This window comes from Mycobacterium neglectum (assembly GCF_002591975.1).
GTDB lineage: Bacteria > Actinomycetota > Actinomycetes > Mycobacteriales > Mycobacteriaceae > Mycobacterium > Mycobacterium neglectum.
In genome coordinates this window covers 229644-248631 of sequence record NZ_NVQE01000002.1, presented here as the reverse complement: position 1 = coordinate 248631, position 18988 = coordinate 229644, and the positions used below count along the sequence as shown (strand labels likewise).

At 65.8% G+C, this 18988-nt stretch carries 22 protein-coding genes and 1 pseudogene; 15 read left to right on the top strand and 8 right to left on the bottom strand.

All coding sequences use genetic code 11. The features are described 5' to 3' along the window. The first annotated feature begins 47 nt into the window (after positions 1 to 47). The gene (locus tag CSQ99_RS03190; protein WP_099037582.1) at positions 48 to 734 is read left to right on the top strand and encodes a hypothetical protein; all 687 of its coding nucleotides are present in this window, start codon (positions 48 to 50) and stop codon (positions 732 to 734) included. On the opposite strand, the gene CSQ99_RS03185 is transcribed toward CSQ99_RS03190, so the two are convergent. Genes CSQ99_RS03185 through CSQ99_RS03170 form a run of 4 tightly spaced genes read right to left on the bottom strand, consistent with a single transcriptional unit; the run spans position 648 to position 5053 of the window. Then, positions 648 to 1418: an ABC transporter permease gene (locus tag CSQ99_RS03185; protein WP_099037581.1), complete on the bottom strand. Its 771-nt coding sequence runs from the start codon at positions 1416 to 1418 to the stop codon at positions 648 to 650. The genes CSQ99_RS03190 and CSQ99_RS03185 overlap by 87 nt on opposite strands. Further along, positions 1415 to 2344, bottom strand: coding sequence for an ABC transporter ATP-binding protein (locus CSQ99_RS03180; protein WP_425437761.1), 930 nt, complete (start codon positions 2342 to 2344; stop codon positions 1415 to 1417). Before CSQ99_RS03180 ends, CSQ99_RS03185 begins: the two co-directional genes overlap by 4 nt. Then, positions 2341 to 4029 (bottom strand): polyprenol phosphomannose-dependent alpha 1,6 mannosyltransferase MptB, encoded by a 1689-nt coding sequence (mptB, locus tag CSQ99_RS03175; protein WP_099037580.1) that lies wholly within the window; start codon positions 4027 to 4029, stop codon positions 2341 to 2343. The genes CSQ99_RS03180 and mptB overlap by 4 nt, the downstream gene beginning before the upstream one ends. A 16-nt stretch (positions 4030 to 4045) precedes the next feature. Then, complete coding sequence (locus CSQ99_RS03170) at positions 4046 to 5053, bottom strand: NADP-dependent oxidoreductase (protein WP_099037579.1); 1008 nt, start codon at positions 5051 to 5053, stop codon at positions 4046 to 4048. 76 nt (positions 5054 to 5129) lie between these two features. Here CSQ99_RS03170 and CSQ99_RS03165 point away from each other — a divergent pair, with 76 nt between their 5' ends. Genes CSQ99_RS03165 through CSQ99_RS03135 form a run of 7 tightly spaced genes read left to right on the top strand, consistent with a single transcriptional unit; the run spans position 5130 to position 11253 of the window. Next, positions 5130 to 5846: a helix-turn-helix transcriptional regulator gene (locus CSQ99_RS03165; protein WP_099037578.1), complete on the top strand. Its 717-nt coding sequence runs from the start codon at positions 5130 to 5132 to the stop codon at positions 5844 to 5846. Beyond that, complete coding sequence (gene sufB / locus CSQ99_RS03160; RefSeq protein WP_099037577.1) at positions 5843 to 7270, top strand: Fe-S cluster assembly protein SufB; 1428 nt, start codon at positions 5843 to 5845, stop codon at positions 7268 to 7270. The genes CSQ99_RS03165 and sufB overlap by 4 nt, the downstream gene beginning before the upstream one ends. Continuing rightward, a complete protein-coding gene (sufD, locus tag CSQ99_RS03155) occupies positions 7270 to 8448 on the top strand; it encodes a Fe-S cluster assembly protein SufD (protein WP_099037576.1) in 1179 nt (392 codons plus the stop codon). The genes sufB and sufD overlap by 1 nt, the downstream gene beginning before the upstream one ends. Continuing rightward, positions 8445 to 9212 (top strand): Fe-S cluster assembly ATPase SufC, encoded by a 768-nt coding sequence (gene sufC / locus CSQ99_RS03150; protein WP_099037575.1) that lies wholly within the window; start codon positions 8445 to 8447, stop codon positions 9210 to 9212. The genes sufD and sufC overlap by 4 nt, the downstream gene beginning before the upstream one ends. Before the next feature lies 1 nt (position 9213). Next, entirely contained in the window at positions 9214 to 10461 is a 1248-nt protein-coding gene (locus tag CSQ99_RS03145) for a cysteine desulfurase (RefSeq protein ID WP_099037574.1), read from the top strand. 11 nt (positions 10462 to 10472) lie between these two features. Continuing rightward, positions 10473 to 10928 carry a Fe-S cluster assembly sulfur transfer protein SufU gene (gene sufU / locus CSQ99_RS03140; RefSeq protein WP_176560853.1) on the top strand — a complete coding sequence of 152 codons (456 nt, stop codon included), beginning with the start codon at positions 10473 to 10475 and terminating at the stop codon, positions 10926 to 10928. Beyond that, on the top strand, positions 10906 to 11253 hold the full coding sequence (locus tag CSQ99_RS03135) for a metal-sulfur cluster assembly factor (RefSeq protein WP_099037572.1): 348 nt from the start codon (positions 10906 to 10908) through the stop codon (positions 11251 to 11253). The genes sufU and CSQ99_RS03135 overlap by 23 nt, the downstream gene beginning before the upstream one ends. Positions 11254 to 11260: 7 nt before the next feature. Here CSQ99_RS03135 and CSQ99_RS03130 read toward each other — a convergent pair whose 3' ends face one another. From CSQ99_RS03130 to CSQ99_RS03115, 4 genes and pseudogenes are all read right to left on the bottom strand, one after another. Continuing rightward, positions 11261 to 11938, bottom strand: a complete 678-nt coding sequence (locus tag CSQ99_RS03130) for a haloacid dehalogenase type II (RefSeq protein ID WP_099037571.1) — start codon at positions 11936 to 11938, stop codon at positions 11261 to 11263. Next, positions 11931 to 12367, bottom strand: a pseudogene (locus CSQ99_RS03125) (VOC family protein). The gene CSQ99_RS03130 and the pseudogene CSQ99_RS03125 overlap by 8 nt, the downstream one beginning before the upstream one ends. Further along, positions 12364 to 13242, bottom strand: coding sequence for a DUF427 domain-containing protein (locus CSQ99_RS03120; protein WP_099037570.1), 879 nt, complete (start codon positions 13240 to 13242; stop codon positions 12364 to 12366). The pseudogene CSQ99_RS03125 and the gene CSQ99_RS03120 overlap by 4 nt, the downstream one beginning before the upstream one ends. A 23-nt stretch (positions 13243 to 13265) precedes the next feature. Further along, positions 13266 to 14135: an alpha/beta fold hydrolase gene (locus CSQ99_RS03115; RefSeq protein WP_099037569.1), complete on the bottom strand. Its 870-nt coding sequence runs from the start codon at positions 14133 to 14135 to the stop codon at positions 13266 to 13268. Positions 14136 to 14220: 85 nt separating this feature from the next. On the opposite strand from CSQ99_RS03115, the gene CSQ99_RS03110 reads away from it, so the two are divergent. From CSQ99_RS03110 to trxA, 7 genes are all read left to right on the top strand, one after another. Further along, positions 14221 to 14745, top strand: a complete 525-nt coding sequence (locus tag CSQ99_RS03110; RefSeq protein ID WP_099037568.1) for a CGNR zinc finger domain-containing protein — start codon at positions 14221 to 14223, stop codon at positions 14743 to 14745. Next, entirely contained in the window at positions 14742 to 16442 is a 1701-nt protein-coding gene (locus CSQ99_RS03105; protein ID WP_099037567.1) for an MOSC and FAD-binding oxidoreductase domain-containing protein, read from the top strand. Before CSQ99_RS03110 ends, CSQ99_RS03105 begins: the two co-directional genes overlap by 4 nt. Before the next feature lie 28 nt (positions 16443 to 16470). Next, a complete protein-coding gene (locus tag CSQ99_RS03100; RefSeq protein ID WP_099037566.1) occupies positions 16471 to 17016 on the top strand; it encodes a hypothetical protein in 546 nt (181 codons plus the stop codon). A gap of 30 nt (positions 17017 to 17046) precedes the next feature. After that, positions 17047 to 17685, top strand: a complete 639-nt coding sequence (locus CSQ99_RS03095; protein ID WP_099037565.1) for a hypothetical protein — start codon at positions 17047 to 17049, stop codon at positions 17683 to 17685. Continuing rightward, the gene (locus CSQ99_RS03090; protein ID WP_099037564.1) at positions 17682 to 18317 is read left to right on the top strand and encodes an RNA polymerase sigma factor; all 636 of its coding nucleotides are present in this window, start codon (positions 17682 to 17684) and stop codon (positions 18315 to 18317) included. The genes CSQ99_RS03095 and CSQ99_RS03090 overlap by 4 nt, the downstream gene beginning before the upstream one ends. 11 nt (positions 18318 to 18328) lie before the next feature. Then, a complete protein-coding gene (locus tag CSQ99_RS03085; RefSeq protein WP_099037625.1) occupies positions 18329 to 18553 on the top strand; it encodes an anti-sigma factor family protein in 225 nt (74 codons plus the stop codon). A 62-nt stretch (positions 18554 to 18615) separates the two neighbouring features. Next, positions 18616 to 18981, top strand: coding sequence for a thioredoxin (gene trxA, locus CSQ99_RS03080; protein WP_099037563.1), 366 nt, complete (start codon positions 18616 to 18618; stop codon positions 18979 to 18981). Positions 18982 to 18988 lie beyond the last annotated feature (7 nt).

Genomic DNA, 18988 nt, shown 5'->3' with positions numbered 1-18988 from the left:
TTAGCCTCGGGGACGTAAGAAACGTTAACGTATCTTGGAGGATTCCGATGACTCGTCCGGTGCTCTATCCGCTCCGTGCCGTCGACACCGCGACGGTCCAGTACACCGACCATCCTCATGGTCGGCGTCGCATCACCATCGACCACCGCCCGCTGGCCGGCATCACGCCGTCCATGCTGCTCGACTGGTTCACCCACCTCGGCGGCACGATCGCCTATGGCGGCGAGATCATCGACCGCTATCTGGCCTGGCATCCCATCGACCACATCACATGGGAACTCGCGCGGTCGGCGCCTGGCGGCGGTGCCGCCGAGGGCGCACGGTTCCGCATGGTCGAGGCGTTCGGCGGCAGGCCCGAATACAAGATCGATGAGATCGCCCGCGTCGAGAAACTCGACGAGTCGGGTATCCGGTTGGTCAAGCGGATCGCGGGGATTCCGGTCTTCCAACTGGAGCACACGTGGTCGGCGGGCAGTAGCGGTGCGCACTATGTGACCGTGATGGACCTCGGCGTCCGGTCCGCAGCGCTCTCCTTCGCGAACAAGGTCGTGGCGCGCCGCTTTCCGCAGGACAAGGTGCACGCCTGGGTCAAGCACAACATCGAAGAAGTCGGGCAACTGGAATATCTGCTGCCGCAACTGAAATCGTCAGGTGAAGCGGAACCAGCGCAGGGCACACAGGGCCGCAACGGCGCCCCACACCGCGAGCACCGCCAGGCCGAACCAGTCAACTGACGGCGTCATCGCCTGCGACAGCGCTTCGGTCAGCGCCCCCGACGGCGTCAGGCGCGCGACCCACGTCAGTGCGGTCGGCACGATGCCGCCCTCCAGCGTCAGCGCACCGAGAGCGGCGAACACGAACCACAGCAGGTTGGCCACCGCCAGCACGATTTCGGCGCGCAGCGTGCCGCCCAGAAGCAGACCGAGTGCGGCGAAACCGGCGGTGCCCAGCGCAATGATCGCGGCTCCAAGCGCCAAACCCGCAATGGCCGGACGCCAGCCGAGCGCAAACCCTATGGCGCCCAGCACCATTGCCTGGAGGAACACGACGGCCACGACGGCCAGTGATTTGCCTGCGATGATGCCCCACACCGGCAGCGCCGTTGCGCCCAACCGCTTGAGGGCGCCGTAGCGGCGATCGAACGCCACGGCGATGGCCTGCCCGGTGAAGGCGGTCGAAATCACTGCCAGCGCCATGATCGCGGGAACGAACGTCGCGGCTCGGTTGTCGCCGAACGAACCCAGCGGCAGCAACGTCAGGCCCACCAGCAAGGTGATCGGGATGAACATCGTCAGCAGGAGCTGTTCACCGTTGCGCAGCAGCAGCTTCAGCTCGAGGCCGAACTGTGCGGTCAGCATCTTCTGCACGGTGGCCGAACGTGGATCGGGCGTGAAGGTGCCTGGCGCGAAGCGATTCACGGTCGTAACTCCCGCCCGGTCAGTTCCAAAAACACGTCTTCGAGGCTGCGCTGTTCCACCCGCATATCGGTAGCGAGTACGTTGACCCGCGCACACCACGCAGTCACGGTGGCCAGCACCTGAGGATCGATGTCACCCTCGACAAGGTATTCGCCCGGTGCCGTCTCGGAGGTCTTGTATGTCTCAGGGAGCGCGGACCTCAGCAGCGAGAGGTCGAGCATGCGTGGTGCGCGGAACCGCAGTTGGTTCTCGGCACCGCTGCGCATCAGTTCCTCTGGTGTTCCGCTGGCGACTGCGACGCCGCGATCGATGATGACGATGCGGTCGGCCAGTTCTTCGGCCTCGGCCAACTGATGGGTGGTCAGCACCACCGTCACTCCGTCGCGGCGCAGCCCATCGATCAACTCCCACACCACGATTCGGGCGTGCGCGTCCATGCCTGCGGTCGGCTCGTCGAGGAACACCAGCTCCGGTCGGCCCACCACAGCGCACGCAAGGGCCAGCCGCTGCTGCTGGCCGCCCGAGAGTCTGCGGTAGGTCGTGCGCGCCGAGTCGGTCAGGCCGAGCGTGTCCATCAACCACTTCGGGTCCAGCGGGTTCGCGGCGTAGGCGGCAACCAGATCGAGCATTTCGCCGGCCCGCGCCGCGGGGTACGCGCCGCCACCCTGCAGCATCACGCCGATCCGTTCGCGCACTGCGGCGTTGTCGCCGAACGGATCCAGCCCGAGGATTTCGATCGTGCCCGAGTCGGGCTTGGTGAACCCCTCGCACATCTCGACGGTCGTGGTCTTGCCCGCGCCGTTGGGGCCCAGCAGCGCAAGCACCTCGGCGGTCCCGACATCGAGGTCGAGGCCCGAAACCGCCGTCGTCGACCCGTACCGCTTGCTGACGCCGCGTAGGCGCACGGGGACCGGAGGTTGGGTCACGGGGATTCAGCGTAGGCGTCGGGCTTCACCGGCGGTGTCGGCGGTGGCTCGGCCTTTGGTGGGGCGTCTTCGGGAGGCATGCTGCGCCAGGGCAGATGGTTGTGGGTCAGCGCGATGAGCAGCAGGACGATCACCGTGCTCGCCACCACGGCCAGCAGGATCTGGAACAACGTGAAGCGGTCGCCGTTGGCGGTCGGGCCGAAGATGCCCACGACGAGGGTGACCACGATCGTCGTCGTTCGGAAGGCGGGGCGGGTGGCCCACGCCGCGAGTGGGATGACTGCCCACAGCACGTACCAGGGCTGGACCACCGGAAACAGCAGCACGGTCAGCCCGAGGGCGACGCCGAGACCGCCGACCGGGTGCAGGCGTCCGCGGAGCACGAGGAGCAGCAGCCAGGTCACCACCATGGCGATGATGACGACACCGATCGCACGGGTCAGGCCGAGCACCGCGGTGGTGTGGTCGCCGAGCCCGAGCAGGATACCGACCTGGCCGGTGCCCAATGCGGCCAGTGTCGGCAGCGACATCCAGCTGCGCACGACATTCGCCGTACCCAGCGTGAAGAGCCACCCGAAGCCGAGGCCGCTGGCCCAGCCGATGAGCGCCATCACCGCCACCGACACCGCCGTGAGTGATCCGCCGGCCAGGATGAACGCCTTGAAAGTGCCGCCCCATCGACACGCCAGCGCCATCGCGACGAAGCCGAGGGCGAGCAGCGACGGCAGCTTGACCTGAGAGGACATCGTGATCAGCGCCACGCCCACCAACAGCATCAGCGCCGGCCGCCACCGTGCCCAATCCTCCGGGCCCTGTGGCCAGGCCAGTGGTTTCGGGATCAGTGGGCGGACGGCATCGATACCGCGCAGCGCGAACTCGGTGCCTGCGAGCATCAGGCCCAGCATCAGCGCCTCGTTGTGAATGCCCGCCACCAGATGCATGATCAACAGCGGATTGGCCGCGCCCAGCCACAGCGCACTCACCTCCGCCACGCCGCACCGCCGCGCCAAACGCGGTGTGGCCCAGACGATCAGGCCGACACCGAGCAGCACCACCAAGCGATGACACAGCACCGCGGCGACGATGTTTTCGCCGGTGATCGCCGAAATGCCCTGACCGATCCACAAGAAGAGCGGCCCGTACGGCGCAGGCGTTTCGCGCCACATGTTCGGCACCGACAGCGTGAAGACGTGGTCCAAGCCGAGGCCGGGCGCGGGACCGACGCGGTAGGGATCCAGGCCCTTGATGGCGATCTCGCTCTGCGCCAGATAGGAGTAGACGTCGCGGCTGTACATGGGCGGCGCGATGAGCAGCGGCAGCACCCACAGCAGCAGGGTGCGGTCCAACTGGCTGCGCGACATCCGCCGTTGGCCGAGGGCGAATCGCCCGAGCATCAGCCACGCGAGCGCCATCATCACCGCGCCGGTGGTCGTCATGGTCAGCGAGACCGTCTGGATCCGTGACGGCAGATTGAGAAGACGAACGCCGAAGGTCGGATCCTGCACCACCGGGCGGGCGCCGACGCCCAGTGCGCCGATGGCCATCAGCACGGTGCCCGTCGCGCCGAACAGGCGCGTCCGCCGCATCGCAATGACCTCGGCGTCGTTGAGCGGCGAGCCGACGGCGCGCTCGTCGGCATGCCAGCGGGCAATCGACGAGCTGAGGGACCCGGGACTGGCGGCCATCAGTGCAGCGTAGCGGTCAGAGCGCGACGATCACCTTGCCGGTGTTGCCGCCGGTGAACAACAGGTTCAGCGCGTCAGGCGCCTTCTCGAGCCCTTCGACGATGTGCTCCGACGACTTGATCTTGCCTTCGGCGATCCAGCCCGCCATCTCCATCTGCGCGGGTCCGAAGCGGTCGAGGTAGTCGATGATGATGAAGCCCTCCATGCGCCCACGGCGCACCAGCAGGGTCAGGTAGTTACTGGGGCCGGTCGGCGGGCCGTCGTCGTTGTAGGTGGAGATTGCGCCGCAGAGTACGACGCGGCCGCGCAGCGCCAGATTCGCCAGGCAGTCGTTGAGAATTGAGCCGCCGACATTGTCGAAGTACAGGTCGATGCCGTCCGGGCAGGCTTCGCGCAGCCGCGCCGCGACATTGTCGTTCTTGTAGTCGATCGCCTCGTCGAAGCCGAGCTCGTCGACGATGTAGGCGCACTTCTCGGCTCCGCCGGCGATGCCGACGACCTTCTTCGCGCCCTTGATCTTCGCGATCTGCCCGGCAGCGGACCCCGTGGCGCCCGCGGCGCCGGAGATGACCACCACGTCGCCCTCGGTGACCTTCCCGACATCGATAAGGCCGAAATACGCGGTCATTCCGGTAACTCCGAGGATGCCGATCGCAATCCCCGGTGGCACGCCATCGGGCAGTACCTGCATCGACTTCTCGCCCGCGTCGGCGATCACGTAGTCCTGCCACCCCGTCATTCCGAAGAGCAGCTGGCCGGGTTGATAGGCGTCGGTCCGGCTCTCGATCACTTCACCGACGCCACCACTGCGGATGACCTCGCCGATTCCGATCGGCGGCAGGTAACTGGGCACGTCGTCCATCCACGTGCGAATCGTCGGGTCGATCGACAGATATCGGACCTGCACCAGGGCCTCGCCGTCCGCCGGTTCTGGCACCGGTTCCGACTCCATGCGCAGTGTGTTCTCGTCGACCAGTCCGGTAGGGCGGTTGGCCAGGACCACACGCCGATTCTCTTTGCTCACAGGGCGATCGTATGACGGCGCTCACGTAAGGGTGCCCTTGCTAGACCCGGTTTCGGAATTCCGACACAATGGTGTTGTGAAATTCGTTCCGGACAACGGTGACCGCCACACGCGTGGCGCGATCGTCCAGCTTTTGCTGGAGTCCGGACCCATCACCGCAGGTGAGATCGGCGAGCAGCTGGGGATTTCGGCCGCAGGCATTCGCAGGCACCTCGACGCACTCATGGATGCGGGCGACGCGCAGTCCAGCGCAGCGGCGGCCTGGCAGCACAGCGGCCGCGGACGGCCCGCCAAGCGGTACCGGCTCAGCTCCGCCGGACGCGCCAAGATGGGCCACGCCTACGACGACCTGGCGGCCGCGGCGATGCGCCAGCTGCGGGAAATCGGCGGCGACGACGCCGTACGGACATTCGCGCGCCGCCGCATCGACACCATCCTCTCGGGAGTAACCGAGGGGCCCGATGACGTTGAATCGGTTGTCGACCGCGTGGCGGGCGCACTGACCACCGCCGGGTACGCCGCCACCGCCACCGAAGTGAGCGGACCATTGCACGGAATTGAGCTCTGCCAGCATCACTGCCCGGTATCGCACGTTGCCGAAGAGTTCCCGGAATTGTGCGAGACCGAGCGAGAGGCTTTCGCCGAGATCCTGGGTACGCACGTACAAAGGCTCGCCACGATCGTCAACGGTGACTGCGCGTGCACGACGCACGTGCCGCTCACCGAGAACAACCTTCGGCATACAGCCCCCGCCGAAGCCACCACAACAAGCAAGCTAGGAGCGTCGACATGACGACCACCCCCGAAGCCCTGACCCAGGAGCAGACCATTGAGTCGCTGGGTCGCTACGGCTATGGCTGGGCGGATTCGGACGTAGCGGGCGCCAGCGCCCAGCGCGGTCTGTCCGAGGCTGTGGTGCGCGACATCTCGTCGAAGAAGAGCGAACCGGAGTGGATGCTGGAAACCCGCCTGCGGGCGCTGCGCACCTTCGACAAGAAGCCGATGCCGAACTGGGGCTCAAACCTCGAGGGCATCCACTTCGACAACATCAAGTACTTCGTGCGCTCCAGCGAGAAGCAGGCCGCCACGTGGGACGATCTGCCCGCCGACATCAAGAACACCTACGACAGGCTCGGCATCCCCGAGGCGGAGAAGCAACGCCTGGTGTCCGGTGTCGCCGCGCAGTACGAGTCGGAGGTCGTCTACCACTCGATCCGCGAGGATCTGGAGGCCCAAGGTGTCATCTTCCTGGACACCGATTCGGGACTGCGTGAGCATCCCGAACTGTTCAAGCAGTACTTCGGGACAGTGATCCCCGCCGGTGACAACAAGTTCTCCGCGTTGAATACCGCAGTGTGGTCGGGTGGTTCGTTCATCTACGTGCCCAAGGGCGTCCACGTCGACATCCCACTGCAGGCCTATTTCCGGATCAACACCGAGAACATGGGTCAGTTCGAGCGCACCCTGATCATCGTCGACGAGGACGCTTACGTGCACTATGTGGAGGGGTGTACTGCGCCCATCTACAAGAGCGACTCGTTGCACTCGGCGGTCGTCGAGATCATCGTGAAGCCCGGTGGCCGTTGCCGATACACCACCATCCAGAACTGGTCGAACAACGTGTACAACCTCGTCACCAAGCGGGCGCGGGCCGAAGCCGGCGCCACGATGGAGTGGGTCGACGGCAACATCGGCTCGAAGGTCACAATGAAGTACCCCGCCGTGTGGATGACCGGTGAGCACGCCAAGGGCGAGGTGCTGTCGGTGGCGTTCGCGGGCGAGGGTCAGCATCAGGACACCGGCGCCAAAATGCTCCACCTGGCGCCGAACACGTCGAGCAACATCGTGTCGAAGTCCGTCGCACGCGGCGGTGGTCGCGCGTCCTACCGTGGCCTGGTTCAGGTCAACAAAGGAGCACATGGGTCGCGCTCATCGGTCAAATGCGATGCGCTGCTTGTCGATACGATCAGCCGCAGTGACACCTACCCGTATGTCGACATCCGCGAGGACGACGTCACGATGGGTCATGAGGCGACCGTGTCCAAGGTCAGCGAGGATCAGCTGTTCTACCTGATGAGCCGCGGCATGACCGAGGACGAGGCGATGGCCATGGTGGTGCGCGGCTTCGTCGAGCCGATCGCCAAGGAACTGCCGATGGAATACGCGCTCGAGCTGAACCGCCTGATCGAGCTGCAGATGGAAGGCGCGGTCGGCTAGTGACTCAGAACCTCACCACTGCGGTCGAGGGTGCCAACAAAGGCGAGCTGTTCACGTCGTTCGACGTCGACGCTTTCGAGGTGCCCGGTGGCCGCGACGAAATCTGGCGCTTCACCCCGCTGAAGCGCCTGCGCGGGCTGCACGACGGCTCCGCTTCCGCCAACGGCACTGCCGTCATCGAGGTCTCCGTATGCGAAGGCGTCACCGTCGAGACGGTGCGGCGCGGCGACGAGCGCCTCGGACAGGCCGGGACGCCCGCGGACCGAGTTGCCGCCCAGGCTTTCTCGTCGTTCGACAGCGCGACCCTGGTCACCGTCCCGAAGGGCGTCGTCTGCGAGGAGCCCATCGAAATCGGTGTCACCGGGCCCGGTGCGGGAGCGACGGCCTACGGCCACCTGCAGGTGCGGGTGGGCGAGCTCGGCGAGGCCGTTGTCGTCATCGATCATCGCGGCAGCGGAACCTACGCCGACAACGTCGAATTCGTCGTCGCGGACGCCGCGCGGCTGACCGTCGTCTCGATCGCAGACTGGGCCGACGACGCCGTGCACGTCAGCACCCATCACGCCGCGCTGGGCAAGGATGCGGTGCTGCGGCACGTGGCGGTCACCCTGGGCGGTGACCTGGTGCGGCTCACCGCGCGGACGAAGTTCTGTGCGCCAGGCGGGGACGCCGAGCTGCTCGGCCTGTACTTCGCCGACGACGGCCAGCACTTCGAATCGCGCCTGCTGGTCGACCACGCTCAGCCGAACTGCCGCTCGCACGTCACGTACAAGGGTGCGCTGCAAGGTGATCCGGACTCCGCCAAGCCAGACGCGCATACGGTGTGGATCGGCGACGTGCTGATCCGGGCCGCGGCGACGGGCACCGACACCTTCGAGACCAACCGCAACCTGGTGCTCACCGACGGCGCGCGCGCCGACTCGGTACCCAACCTCGAGATCGAGACCGGCGAGATCGCCGGCGCCGGACATGCCAGCGCCACCGGACGTTTCGACGACGAGCAGCTGTTCTACCTGCAGGCGCGCGGTATTCCCGAGGACCAGGCCAGACGACTCGTCGTCCGGGGCTTCTTCGGCGAACTGATTGGCAAGATCGCTGTGCCCGCGGTGCGAGAACGCCTCACCGAGGCCATCGAACACGAACTACAGATAACGGAATCAAGGACGGCCACCTCATGACCACGCTGGAAATCAAGGACCTGCACGTCAGCGTCGTATCCAAGGAAGACGGGACCGACATCCCGATCCTCAAGGGCGTCACGCTCACCGTGAACTCGGGGGAGACACACGCCCTGATGGGCCCCAACGGATCCGGGAAGTCGACGCTGTCCTACGCGGTCGCCGGCCATCCGAAGTACACGGTGACGTCCGGCTCGATCACGCTGGACGGACAGGATGTGCTCGAGATGAGCATCGACGAACGCGCCCGCGCCGGACTGTTCCTCGCCATGCAGTACCCCGTCGAGGTGCCAGGCGTGTCAATGTCGAACTTCCTTCGTACGGCCGCCACCGCCGTGCGGGGTGAGGCCCCCAAGCTGCGGCACTGGGTCAAAGAGGTCAAGAGCGCCATGGAAGGCCTCGACATCGACCCGTCGTTCTCCGAACGCAGTGTCAACGAAGGCTTTTCCGGCGGTGAGAAGAAGCGCCACGAGATCCTCCAGCTCGAGTTGCTCAAGCCGAAGATCGCGATCCTCGACGAGACCGACTCCGGTCTGGACGTCGATGCACTGCGCGTCGTCAGCGAAGGTGTCAACCGGTACGCCGAGTCGGCCGACGGTGGACTGCTGCTCATCACGCACTACACGCGGATCCTGCGCTACATCCAGCCACAGTTCGTGCATGTGTTCGTCGGCGGTCGGATCGTCGAGTCCGGTGGTCCCGAACTGGCCGACGAACTGGACGCCAACGGATACGAACGCTTCTCCCAGGCGGTCGGAGCCTGACATGACCACGTCGGCGCAGACGTTGGATGTCACCCGGATCAGGGCGGACTTCCCGATTCTGCGGCGGGTCATGCGCGGCGGAAACCAGTTGGCGTATCTCGATTCCGGCGCCACCTCGCAGCGGCCGCTGCAGGTGCTCGACGCCGAGCGTGAGTTCTTGACCACGTCCAACGGCGCGGTCCACCGCGGTGCCCACCAGCTGATGGAGGAATCCACCGACGCCTACGAACAGGGTCGCGCCGACATCGCGGCCTTCGTCGGCGCCGACACCGACGAACTGGTGTTCACCAAGAATGCCACCGAAGCCATCAACCTGGTGTCCTACGCGGTCGGCGACGATCGATTCCCGAAAGCCATCGGCCCTGGCGACGTCATCGTCACCACGGAGCTGGAACATCACGCGAACCTCATCCCATGGCAGGAACTGGCGAGGCGCACCGGCGCCACGCTGCGCTGGTACGGCGTCACCCACGACGGACGCATCGATCTCGATTCGCTCGAGCTCGACGACCGCGTGAAACTCGTTGCCTTCAGCCACCATTCCAATGTCACCGGTGCCGTCGCACCGGTCGGTGAACTGGTGACGCGAGCCAGTGCGGTCGGCGCGCTGACCGTGCTGGATGCCTGCCAGTCGGTGCCACATCAGCCGGTCGACTTCCATGGGCTCGGCGTCGATTTCGCGGCCTTCTCCGGGCATAAGATGCTGGGGCCCAACGGCATCGGCGTGCTCTATGGCCGGCGCGAGGTGCTCGATGTGCTGCCTCCGTTCATCACCGGCGGATCGATGATCGAGACGGTGACGATGGAGACGACCACTTACGCGCCCGCGCCGCAGCGCTTCGAGGCAGGCACGCCGATGACCTCTCAGGTCGTCGGACTCGCCGCGGCCGCACGGTATCTCACCGAGATCGGCATGCCCGCCGTCGAGGCGCACGAGGCCGAGTTGGTGGCTGCCTCACTGCGAGGGCTCTCGGCCATCGACGGCGTGCGCATCATCGGACCGGAGTCACTCGAGAACCGCGGTTCGCCGGTGTCGTTCGTGCTCGATGGCGTGCACGCTCACGACGTTGGCCAGGTCCTCGACGACGAGGGCGTCGCGGTGCGGGTGGGACACCATTGCGCGTGGCCGTTGCATCGGCGATTCGGCATCGCGGCCACCGCACGGGCGTCGTTCGCGGTCTACAACACCCATGACGAGGTGGACCGGCTGGTGGCCGGTGTGCGCCGGGCGGTGGAGTTCTTCGCGTGAGGCTCGAGCAGATGTATCAGGAAGTGATCCTCGATCACTACAAGCACCCGCATAACCGGGGGCTGCGCGAGCCGTACAACGCGCAGTCGTACCAAGTGAACCCCACCTGCGGGGACGAGGTGACGCTGCGCGTGACGTTGTCCGACGACGGTGAGCGTGTGGACGACATCTCCTACGACGGGCAGGGTTGTTCTATCAGCCAGGCGGCGACCTCGGTGCTCACCGACCAGGTGATCGGCCAGGACGTCGGCGCGGCGCTGGCGACTGTCGCGGCGTTCACCGAGATGATTTCGTCCCGCGGTGCCGTCGAGGGCGACGAAGATGTAATCGGAGATGGCATCGCGTTCGCCGGTGTCTCGAAGTACCCGGCGCGGGTGAAATGCGCGCTGCTGGGTTGGATGGCTTTCAAGGATGCGTTGGCGCAGGCCAGTGAGGAGATGTCAGATGAGCGACACCGCAGTGCCTAGCGAGGAGATGCTCGCCGATCTCGAAGAGGCGATGCGCGACGTCGTCGACCCCGAGCTCGGGATCAACGTCGTCGACCTTGGTCTCGTCTACGGCTTCGGCATCGAAAAAGGGGAGCAGGGCGACATCGCGTTGATCGACATGACGTTGACGTCGGCGGCCTGCCCGTTGACCGATGTGATCGAAGACCAGTCGCGGACCGCATTGGTCGGAAGCGGCCTGGTCAAGGAGATCAAGATCAATTGGGTGTGGAACCCGCCGTGGGGTCCGGACAAGATCACCGAGGACGGCCGCGAACAGCTCCGCGCACTGGGCTTCACGGTCTGAAGCCGCGCTAGCCGAGCCGCTCGACCAGTTCCTCCAGGTCTGCGACGACCACATCCGGTTGAGGCAACTCGACACTGGGCAGCGCGGCGTTGCCCGGGCGGGTGATCAGCGCGCCGCGGAAACCCGCCGACTGTGCACCGATGGTGTCCCAGACGTGGGCGGCGACCATCATGCAGTCCGTCGCCACCACCCCCAGCTGCTCGGCGACGCCCGTGTACAGCCGCGGCGACGGCTTGAAAACACGCCAGGTGTCGACACTGAACTGCTTTTCGAAGAATTGGGCGAGGCCGGCGCTCTCCAACGGCGTCGGCGCACCCGGCCTCGGCGGTGAATTGGTCAGGGTGACAAGCCGATAGCCGTGCGCCCGCAGCTTCGCGAGCCCATCTGCGACATCGGAGTGAGCGGGCATGGTGCGCATTCCGTATGCGAGTTCGTCGAGATCGCCGTCGGCGATCAGCACGTGGCGAGTGTCGCCGATCATCCGTAGAACGGCTTGTCCGAGCGTGAAGAAGTCGACGTAGTTGTCCGAAAGGGTGGCCGTCATCGAGTACATGACGAGCTGGTTGAACCACTCGCGTAGCACGCTGCGGTCGCCGAACACCGTCTCGAAAAGGGGCTCGAGTGAGGTGATGTCGATCAGGGTCTCGTTCACATCGAAGACCAGCACCGCGGGACGGTCATTCATTGCGGTTGCCACGCTCCTGAAGGACCCAGGTGTTGCCGTCCGGATCGTTGAAGTCGGCGAAGCTGGCGTAATCGGTCCTGCGTGGATCCGCGCCCAAGTGGAAACGACCACGCGCCACTGGCCGTCGTCGACGTTCTTGTGCCGGATCGAGGTCACGCCGACGCCGTGGTCGACCAGTTCCTCGCGCACCGCGACGATGTCGTCGACGACGAGGTAGAGGCCCTGCACCGAACCGGGTTGTGCGTCGGTCAGTCCCAGGCCGAACTGAATCGAGGTGCTCGACCCCGGCGGAGTGAGCTGGGCGACGCGAAAGTCCGGTGTCGGCGTGTAGTCGACGTCGAGGGTGAACCCGAGTTTGTCGCGATAGAAGTCCAGCGCCTTGTCGACGTCGGAGACCGGCAGGATCACGACTTCCAGTGTGGCCTTCACGTTGCGCTCCGTGCGCGGCTTCGCAGCACCTCGTCGGAGTCGAGGCCGCGGTCGACACCGTGGGCGACGACTGATTGTCCCGGTTCGAGATGCAAGCGGCGGTCGTCGAGCCATACCTCGATCTTGTCGGGTTCGAAGGAGACCAGATTGCTGACGCGGGCGGACTCCTGCCACGCGTCGATATACGACCACGCGGCCCGCTTGTGGTCGCCGATCGTGTAGTAGTCGGCCAGCCCCTTGTAGGGGCAGAACGTCTGGCCCTCAACATGTTCGAGTTGTGATTCGTCGATATCCTCGCGCGGGACGTACCAGCGCGGTGCAAAGCCGGATTCGTAGAGCACCACCGGGTGGTGGGTGTCGGCGATCACCCGGTCACCGTCGCGGACGACGAGGTGGCGTGAGGTGTTCCGGATGTCGACTCGATGGTACGGGTCGGCTGCGTGCCCGACGATGCGGTCGTCCTCCTCGTAGAAGCCGTCCATCGCCCGCCACGCGAATGCGACGCGGTGCGTCAGCTCGGTGGCATAGGCGGGCAGCGCCGTATGCTGCCACGCGGCGTGGGGGAGTCGGCGCTCGCCGACGACCACGGTGTACCACTGCATGTCGCCGAGATCGCCGTGCCCTGTGACCCGCTCCTCGGCGACCAGAACTCCGTCAACGACATCGTCGAGCGGAAAGTAGGCGACGGGGTAGCGACCCGGTTCGTGAAGCGCCAACACGTTCTCGCTGTCGGCGATCCAGTCGTCGTCCACGCGGACCCGCATCCGCCGGCGCAGCGGCTCGGCGTACAGCAGGTTTTCGGGCATCGGTTGCGCGGTGAGGAAACGGCCGATCGATCCCGCCGCCAGCGGGCCTTGTTGCCATGCCAATCCCATTGTCGTGTCCCTTCTCTTGCTATTTACGCGTTGACTCGGTGCAGGAAGCTGAGCATCAACTCAGAGACTTCCTCGGCGGCGGTTTCCAGCAGGAAGTGGCCGCCGTCGAGCAGATGAATCTCTGCGTCGTGAGCGTCCTTTTCGAAGGCGCGGGCACCGTCGGGCCCGAAGATCGGATCACCGTGACCCCACACGGCGAGCACCGGTACCCTGCTCGTCCGCAGGTAGTCGTGCAGCGCCGGGTACAACGGTGCGTTGGTCGCGTAGTCGCGGAACAACTTGAGCTGGATCTGGTCGTTTCCGGGCCGGCTCACCAGGGCCACGTCGTGGGTCCAAGTGTCCGGGCTCACGAGCGATTCGTCGCCGACGCCGGTCACGTACTGCCACCTGATTCCATCGACATCCAGCGCGGCGCGAACGCCTGCCTCGGTGTCGGGGGTCTGTTCGCGCTGGTAGTCCCATACCGTCGTCCAGAAGCTCTCGACGAAGCCCTCGTCGTAACCATTGCCGTTCTGCGTGATGATCGCGCTGATCGCCTGCGGACGCCGCAGTGCCAGCCGCCAGCCGATGGGGGCGCCGTAATCCTGGACGTAAATCGCGTATCGGGTCAGGCCCAGCTGGTCGAGCAGTCCTTCGGTGAGATCGGCCAACGCGTCGAAGGTGTAGTCGAATTGCGCGACGGTGGGTGCGTCGGACAGCCCGAAGCCGAGGTGGTCCGGCGCGATCACGTGATAGCGGTCGGCCAACCGGGGGATCAGATCGCGGAACATGAACGAGCTGGTGGGAAAGCCGTGCAGAAGCACCAGCGTCGGTGCGTCGTGCGGACCCGCTTCGCGGTAGAACAGCCGATGGCCGCTGACGGTGGTGTAGCGATGGTGGACCTGGACTCCCATGACTAACTCCTTTGATTGGGTTTATCGGTTAGTGACAGTGAACTCCTTCTCATGTAACCTGTCAATATCAATTTGGAGGTTAGATATGGACCTGGTGGCGGTTGAACCTTCCGACGAGGCCTTTCTGCTCGACTTACTGAACACAACGCCGGTGATCGACGGCATCGTGCACGACGGCCTCGCCAATTCAGCGGATGCGAAAACCTGGATGCGTGCCCACGGAATCGCCACCACCAAGACGGAGGAGGCCGCACTACTCGAAGCGCGCTCGGTCCTGCAGAAAGTGGTGCGTGGCGAGGCTGGACCCAAGGCCCTCAAACGGTTCGTCGAGGACGTCCGCCTGCGGCCCGTCGCAGGAGCCGACGGATTGGACTGGCGGGTGGACGTCGACGGTGGTGCCAGCGGCGCCGCGCGCGCGGTCCTGGCCTGGGATGCGCTGCGAATTTCGAGTCCCGGCCGGTTGCGGTCGTGCGCGAACTCCGACTGCCGGTTGTTCCTCATCGATCGCAGCAAGCCGAACACCGCGAGATGGTGTTCGATGGCCATCTGTGGCAACCGGATGAAGGCCAGAAGGCACTACCGCCGGGCCCGCACGGGAGGTGAGCTGTGAGTGTTCTGGTGTCCGTCAACGTCGGGAAACCCGCGGACGTGGCGTGGCGGGGTAAGACCGTTCACACCGGCATATACAAGGAACCGGTGCGTGGCCCGGTCATGGTGCGGCGACTGAACATCGACGGTGATGGACAGGGCGACCTCGGCGGTCACGGCGGTGAGCAACGCGCGGTCATGGTGTACCAAACGGAGTCCTACGACCATTGGCAGCGCCACTTCGGGCGCGACGACCTGCGGCCCGGCATGTTCGGCGAGAACTTCACCATCACCGGTCTCGGCGATGACGAGGTGTGCATCGGCGACCGGTACCGGATCGGGGAGGCCGAGTTCGAGGTCACCCAACCGCGGGTGACGTGCTTTCGGGTCGGTATGCGACTCGGCGAGCCCGAGATGCCCAATCTCCTCGTCGCCCATCACCGCCCAGGGTTTTACTTTCGCGTCATCACCGAAGGCCGTGTCGTGGCGGGCGACGAGATCGTGCGGACGCGACGGGGTCGTCACGAACTGAGCGTCGCCGATATCGATGCGCTGCTGTATCTCCCGGACCGAGATGTCGGCATGCTCCGCAAGGCGGTCGACGTGCCTGCGCTGAGCCCGGGCTGGCAGCAGTCCTTCGCCGAATTGCTTGCCGTCCAGGACAACCCTGCTGCCACATCGCCCCCGCCCGTCGGCGTCGAACCGGGGTGGCACGGATTCCGCACACTGCGCGTCGCGCAAACCCGCCGCGAAAGCCCGGCCGTCATGTCCATCGAACTGGAGGCCTCCGACGGCGCGATGTTGCCTGCTGCGCGGCCGGGCCAGTTCCTGACGCTGCGGGTTCCCGACGGCGAACTCCCGGCACTGCGCAGCTATTCGCTGTCGAGCTCAGGCGCGCGGTATCGGATCAGCGTCAAGCGCGAAGAACACGGTCGCGTGAGCGGGTGGATCCATGCCAACGTCCGTGCCGGGACCGTCGTGGCGGCGGCCGCGCCACGCGGCGACTTCTATCTCGAAGACGACGCCGATCCGGTCGTTCTCGTTTCGGCGGGTATCGGGGTCACCCCGGTTCTGGCGATGCTGCACGCTCTCGGCGCGCAGCACAGCGAGCGGGAAGTCTGGTGGCTGCACATCACGCGTGACGCGAAGAGCCTCGCCTTCGGCCCAGAGGTCAGCGAGCTGATCGACTCGCTGGCCAATGCGCGCCAGCGCGTGTTCTTCACCGCGGAGTCCGGCCGACCCGACGCGGCGGCGATTGGTGCGCTCGGATTGCCACACACGGCGATCGCGTATCTGTGCGGGCCCCAACCGTTCATGGCCGAGATGCGCAGCGCGCTGGCGGGGGCGGGGATCGAGGAGTCACGGATACATTCCGAACTCTTCGGCGCGCTGCCGCCGATCAACCCTGGCATCACGGCCGCGCCGCACCGGGCACCACATCTGCCCGACGGGCCGCCGGGCGCAGGGCCGGCAGTGTCTTTCGCGCGCAGTGGGATCACCGTCGACTGGTCGGAGGACTACGACAGCATTCTCGAACTCGCCGAGGCCTGCGATGTTCCGACACGGTTCTCCTGCCGCAGCGGCGTGTGTCATATTTGCGTGACGCCGTTGGTGGACGGGACCGTCACCTATCGGCAGCCGCCCCTCGAACTGCCCGCGGAGGGGTCCGTGCTGATCTGTTCGGCCCAGCCGCGTCAGGGTGTCGTGTTGGACCTGTGAGGCATCGAATTCGGTCACACTATGTCGCGTGGTCACGATTCCCGCGGTGGTGTGGCGTGGTGGATTCGCGCTCCGGGCACTGACAGTCGGCGGTGCCGTCGGGCTCTGCGCGGGTGCATTGGCATGGCTTGACTCGGGCTTCTGGATTTCCGGGGTGATCGTGCTCGTCATCGTCGGCACGTTCTACGGGATCTGGATGGCCCGGCGTATGGCGCGGTACTGGCCGGACGCCGGCGACCTCTCCGGCCGGGAGCGCGTGTCAGTGGCTCGAGCCGTTCGCCGGGGCGAGCCCGTCGATGACCATCGACTGGCCACGTCGGCCATTGATTACAGCCGCGGCCTGCATGCCGCCGCGGAGAAGGGGCGGTGGTTGCGTTGGCTGCTCATCTTCGTCCTCGTCGTCGCGGCGGGCACGGCGGTGTGGGACTCGGTCTACGGCTCGTGGGGGAACACCGTGGCGTCGGGCATCTATCTGGTGGCCCTCGCCGTCGAGGTGTTCTGGATGCCGAAACACCAGGCGCAGCTGTTGGCCAACGCCGACCGGACCGCGACATTGGCTCGAAAGGCTCTGTAACGCCCGGCGCTATCTGGTAACTCAGTCAGTGTGACCTTCGAGGCGAAGTATGTCGGGACCCGGCGCCAGCTGCGCGGGGTGGCCGAAAGTCTGATAGCCGGCCCGCAGTACCGCTCGTCGGGGACGATCCGGCTGGCTGTCCGGCCCGATGGTTTCGCCGCGGTGACCATCCCCGTCGCGGTACATGGCACCGAGCTGGTTCTGCCGAACGATGCGGTGCCCTTGGAGGGTCCGTTGAGTTCGATCGCCGAGGCCGCCGGCATCGTCGCGGGCCCACCCGAGGGGGTTTACACGATCGTCGACCCGCTGCCGCCCAACACCGACTTGAGGCTCAACGCGGAAGCGGCCGAGTTGGTGAACCGCAGCCACTACGCGGGCGGGTACGCATTGAAGAGCTTTCTGCCCGAATGTCATCCGGTGCTGTGGCCCGAACACTTCGACGTCGCGGTGACCGAGGATGAAGTCAATTACGGCGTATCCGCTGGTGACGAACAGCACCCCATGCCGTATGCGTATGTCGGCCCGTGGTCGGTGCCCACCGGCGAGTTCTGGAACGCGCCGTTCGGGGCGCTCTACCCGTTGGACCGCGCCACCGACGTCGACGGTCTCGCCACACGCATCGCGGACTTCTTCGAACGCGGCCGCCGAGAGTTGTCGAAGCAGCAGTGACCGCTGCAGTCGACGAATCCGGGCTGATCGCCGCACTACGCGACGGTGACCAAACGGCGTTCGCGCAGCTGCTCGATCGGCACACCCCGTCGATGCTGCGTGTCGCCCGCGGGTACGTGCCCAGCCACGAGATCGCCGAAGAGGTGGTCCAGGAGACATGGATCGCATTGATCAAGGGGATCGACAGGTTCGAGAGTCGATCATCGCTGCGGACGTGGCTTTTCACCGTGATGATCAATATCGCCAAGGCGCGCGGTGTGAAGGAACGGCGCGATTCCGATGCGGCGATCGCGGCGTACACCGGCGGCACGGTGGACCCGGCACGGTTCCGCGGCGGCGACGACCCGTATCCCGGTCACTGGAGGCCCGACGATGTGCCGTCGGCGTTTCCCGAGACCCCCGAGGGTTCTCTACTGAGCGATGAGCTCGTCGGCGTGGCCCGCCGGGAACTCGACAAGCTGCCCGAGCGGCAGCGGATCGTCGTCTCGCTGCGCGACATGCTCGGGTTCGACTCGGCGGAGGTATGCGAGCTCCTCGACATCAGCACAGCCAATCAGCGGGTGCTGTTGCACCGCGGCAGGGCCGCGGTCCGGGAGGTACTCGAGGACTATCTGACGGAGGCGGCATCGTGACCAGCTACTCGATGGACTGCAATCAACTCGTGGAGCTGGTGACGGCATACCTCGACGGTGCGCTCGATCCGGACACCCGAACCCGCTTCGACCAGCACCTGCTCGAATGCGACGGCTGTGCGAACTACCTCCAGCAATTCCATCAGACCGTGCGCACCGTCGGCCAGATCCGCGACGACGAACTCGATCCGGCCTTCCGGCAGCGTCTGCTCGACGCGTTCAAGGATTTCGGCTGACTTCGGTTTTGCCCTGACCACATACCGGGAACAGACGACCTGAGCCTGACGTTAGGAGAGACGTGGCTACCAAGGACATCACCGCCGAACATTTCAACGAGACCATCACGGAGAACGACATCGTGCTGGTGGATTTTTGGGCGTCGTGGTGCGGCCCGTGTAAGGCATTCGCGCCGACGTTTGCCGCATCCTCTGAGCAGCATCCCGACGTCGTCTTCGCAAAAGTCGACACCGAGGCGGAGCAGGATCTCGCTGCCGCTGCCGACATCCGCTCCATTCCGACGCTGATGGTGTTCAAGAAGGGCAAGCTGGTGTTCAACCAGGCCGGAGCGCTGCCGCCCGCCGCCCTGGAAGACCTGGTTCAGAAGGTCAAGGAGTTCGACGTCGACGCAGCGATGGCCGCGCAGGACAACGGGCAGCCGGAGTAACGGTTCG

Bases quoted from the DNA above. Each gene is read 5' to 3' on its own strand.
- CSQ99_RS03145 (WP_099037574.1), top strand. From the start codon at position 9,214: ATGACCACGTCGGCGCAGACGTTGGATGTCACCCGGATCAGGGCGGAC.
- mptB (WP_099037580.1), bottom strand. From the start codon at position 4,029: ATGGCCGCCAGTCCCGGGTCCCTCAGCTCGTCGATTGCCCGCTGGCAT.
- CSQ99_RS03085 (WP_099037625.1), top strand. From the start codon at position 18,329: ATGGACTGCAATCAACTCGTGGAGCTGGTGACGGCATACCTCGACGGT.
- CSQ99_RS03135 (WP_099037572.1), top strand. From the start codon at position 10,906: ATGAGCGACACCGCAGTGCCTAGCGAGGAGATGCTCGCCGATCTCGAA.
- sufU (WP_176560853.1), top strand. From the start codon at position 10,473: ATGTATCAGGAAGTGATCCTCGATCACTACAAGCACCCGCATAACCGG.
- CSQ99_RS03190 (WP_099037582.1), top strand. From the start codon at position 48: ATGACTCGTCCGGTGCTCTATCCGCTCCGTGCCGTCGACACCGCGACG.
- CSQ99_RS03130 (WP_099037571.1), bottom strand. From the start codon at position 11,938: ATGAATGACCGTCCCGCGGTGCTGGTCTTCGATGTGAACGAGACCCTG.
- sufB (WP_099037577.1), top strand. From the start codon at position 5,843: ATGACGACCACCCCCGAAGCCCTGACCCAGGAGCAGACCATTGAGTCG.
- CSQ99_RS03115 (WP_099037569.1), bottom strand. From the start codon at position 14,135: ATGGGAGTCCAGGTCCACCATCGCTACACCACCGTCAGCGGCCATCGG.
- CSQ99_RS03120 (WP_099037570.1), bottom strand. From the start codon at position 13,242: ATGGGATTGGCATGGCAACAAGGCCCGCTGGCGGCGGGATCGATCGGC.
- CSQ99_RS03110 (WP_099037568.1), top strand. From the start codon at position 14,221: ATGGACCTGGTGGCGGTTGAACCTTCCGACGAGGCCTTTCTGCTCGAC.
- sufC (WP_099037575.1), top strand. From the start codon at position 8,445: ATGACCACGCTGGAAATCAAGGACCTGCACGTCAGCGTCGTATCCAAG.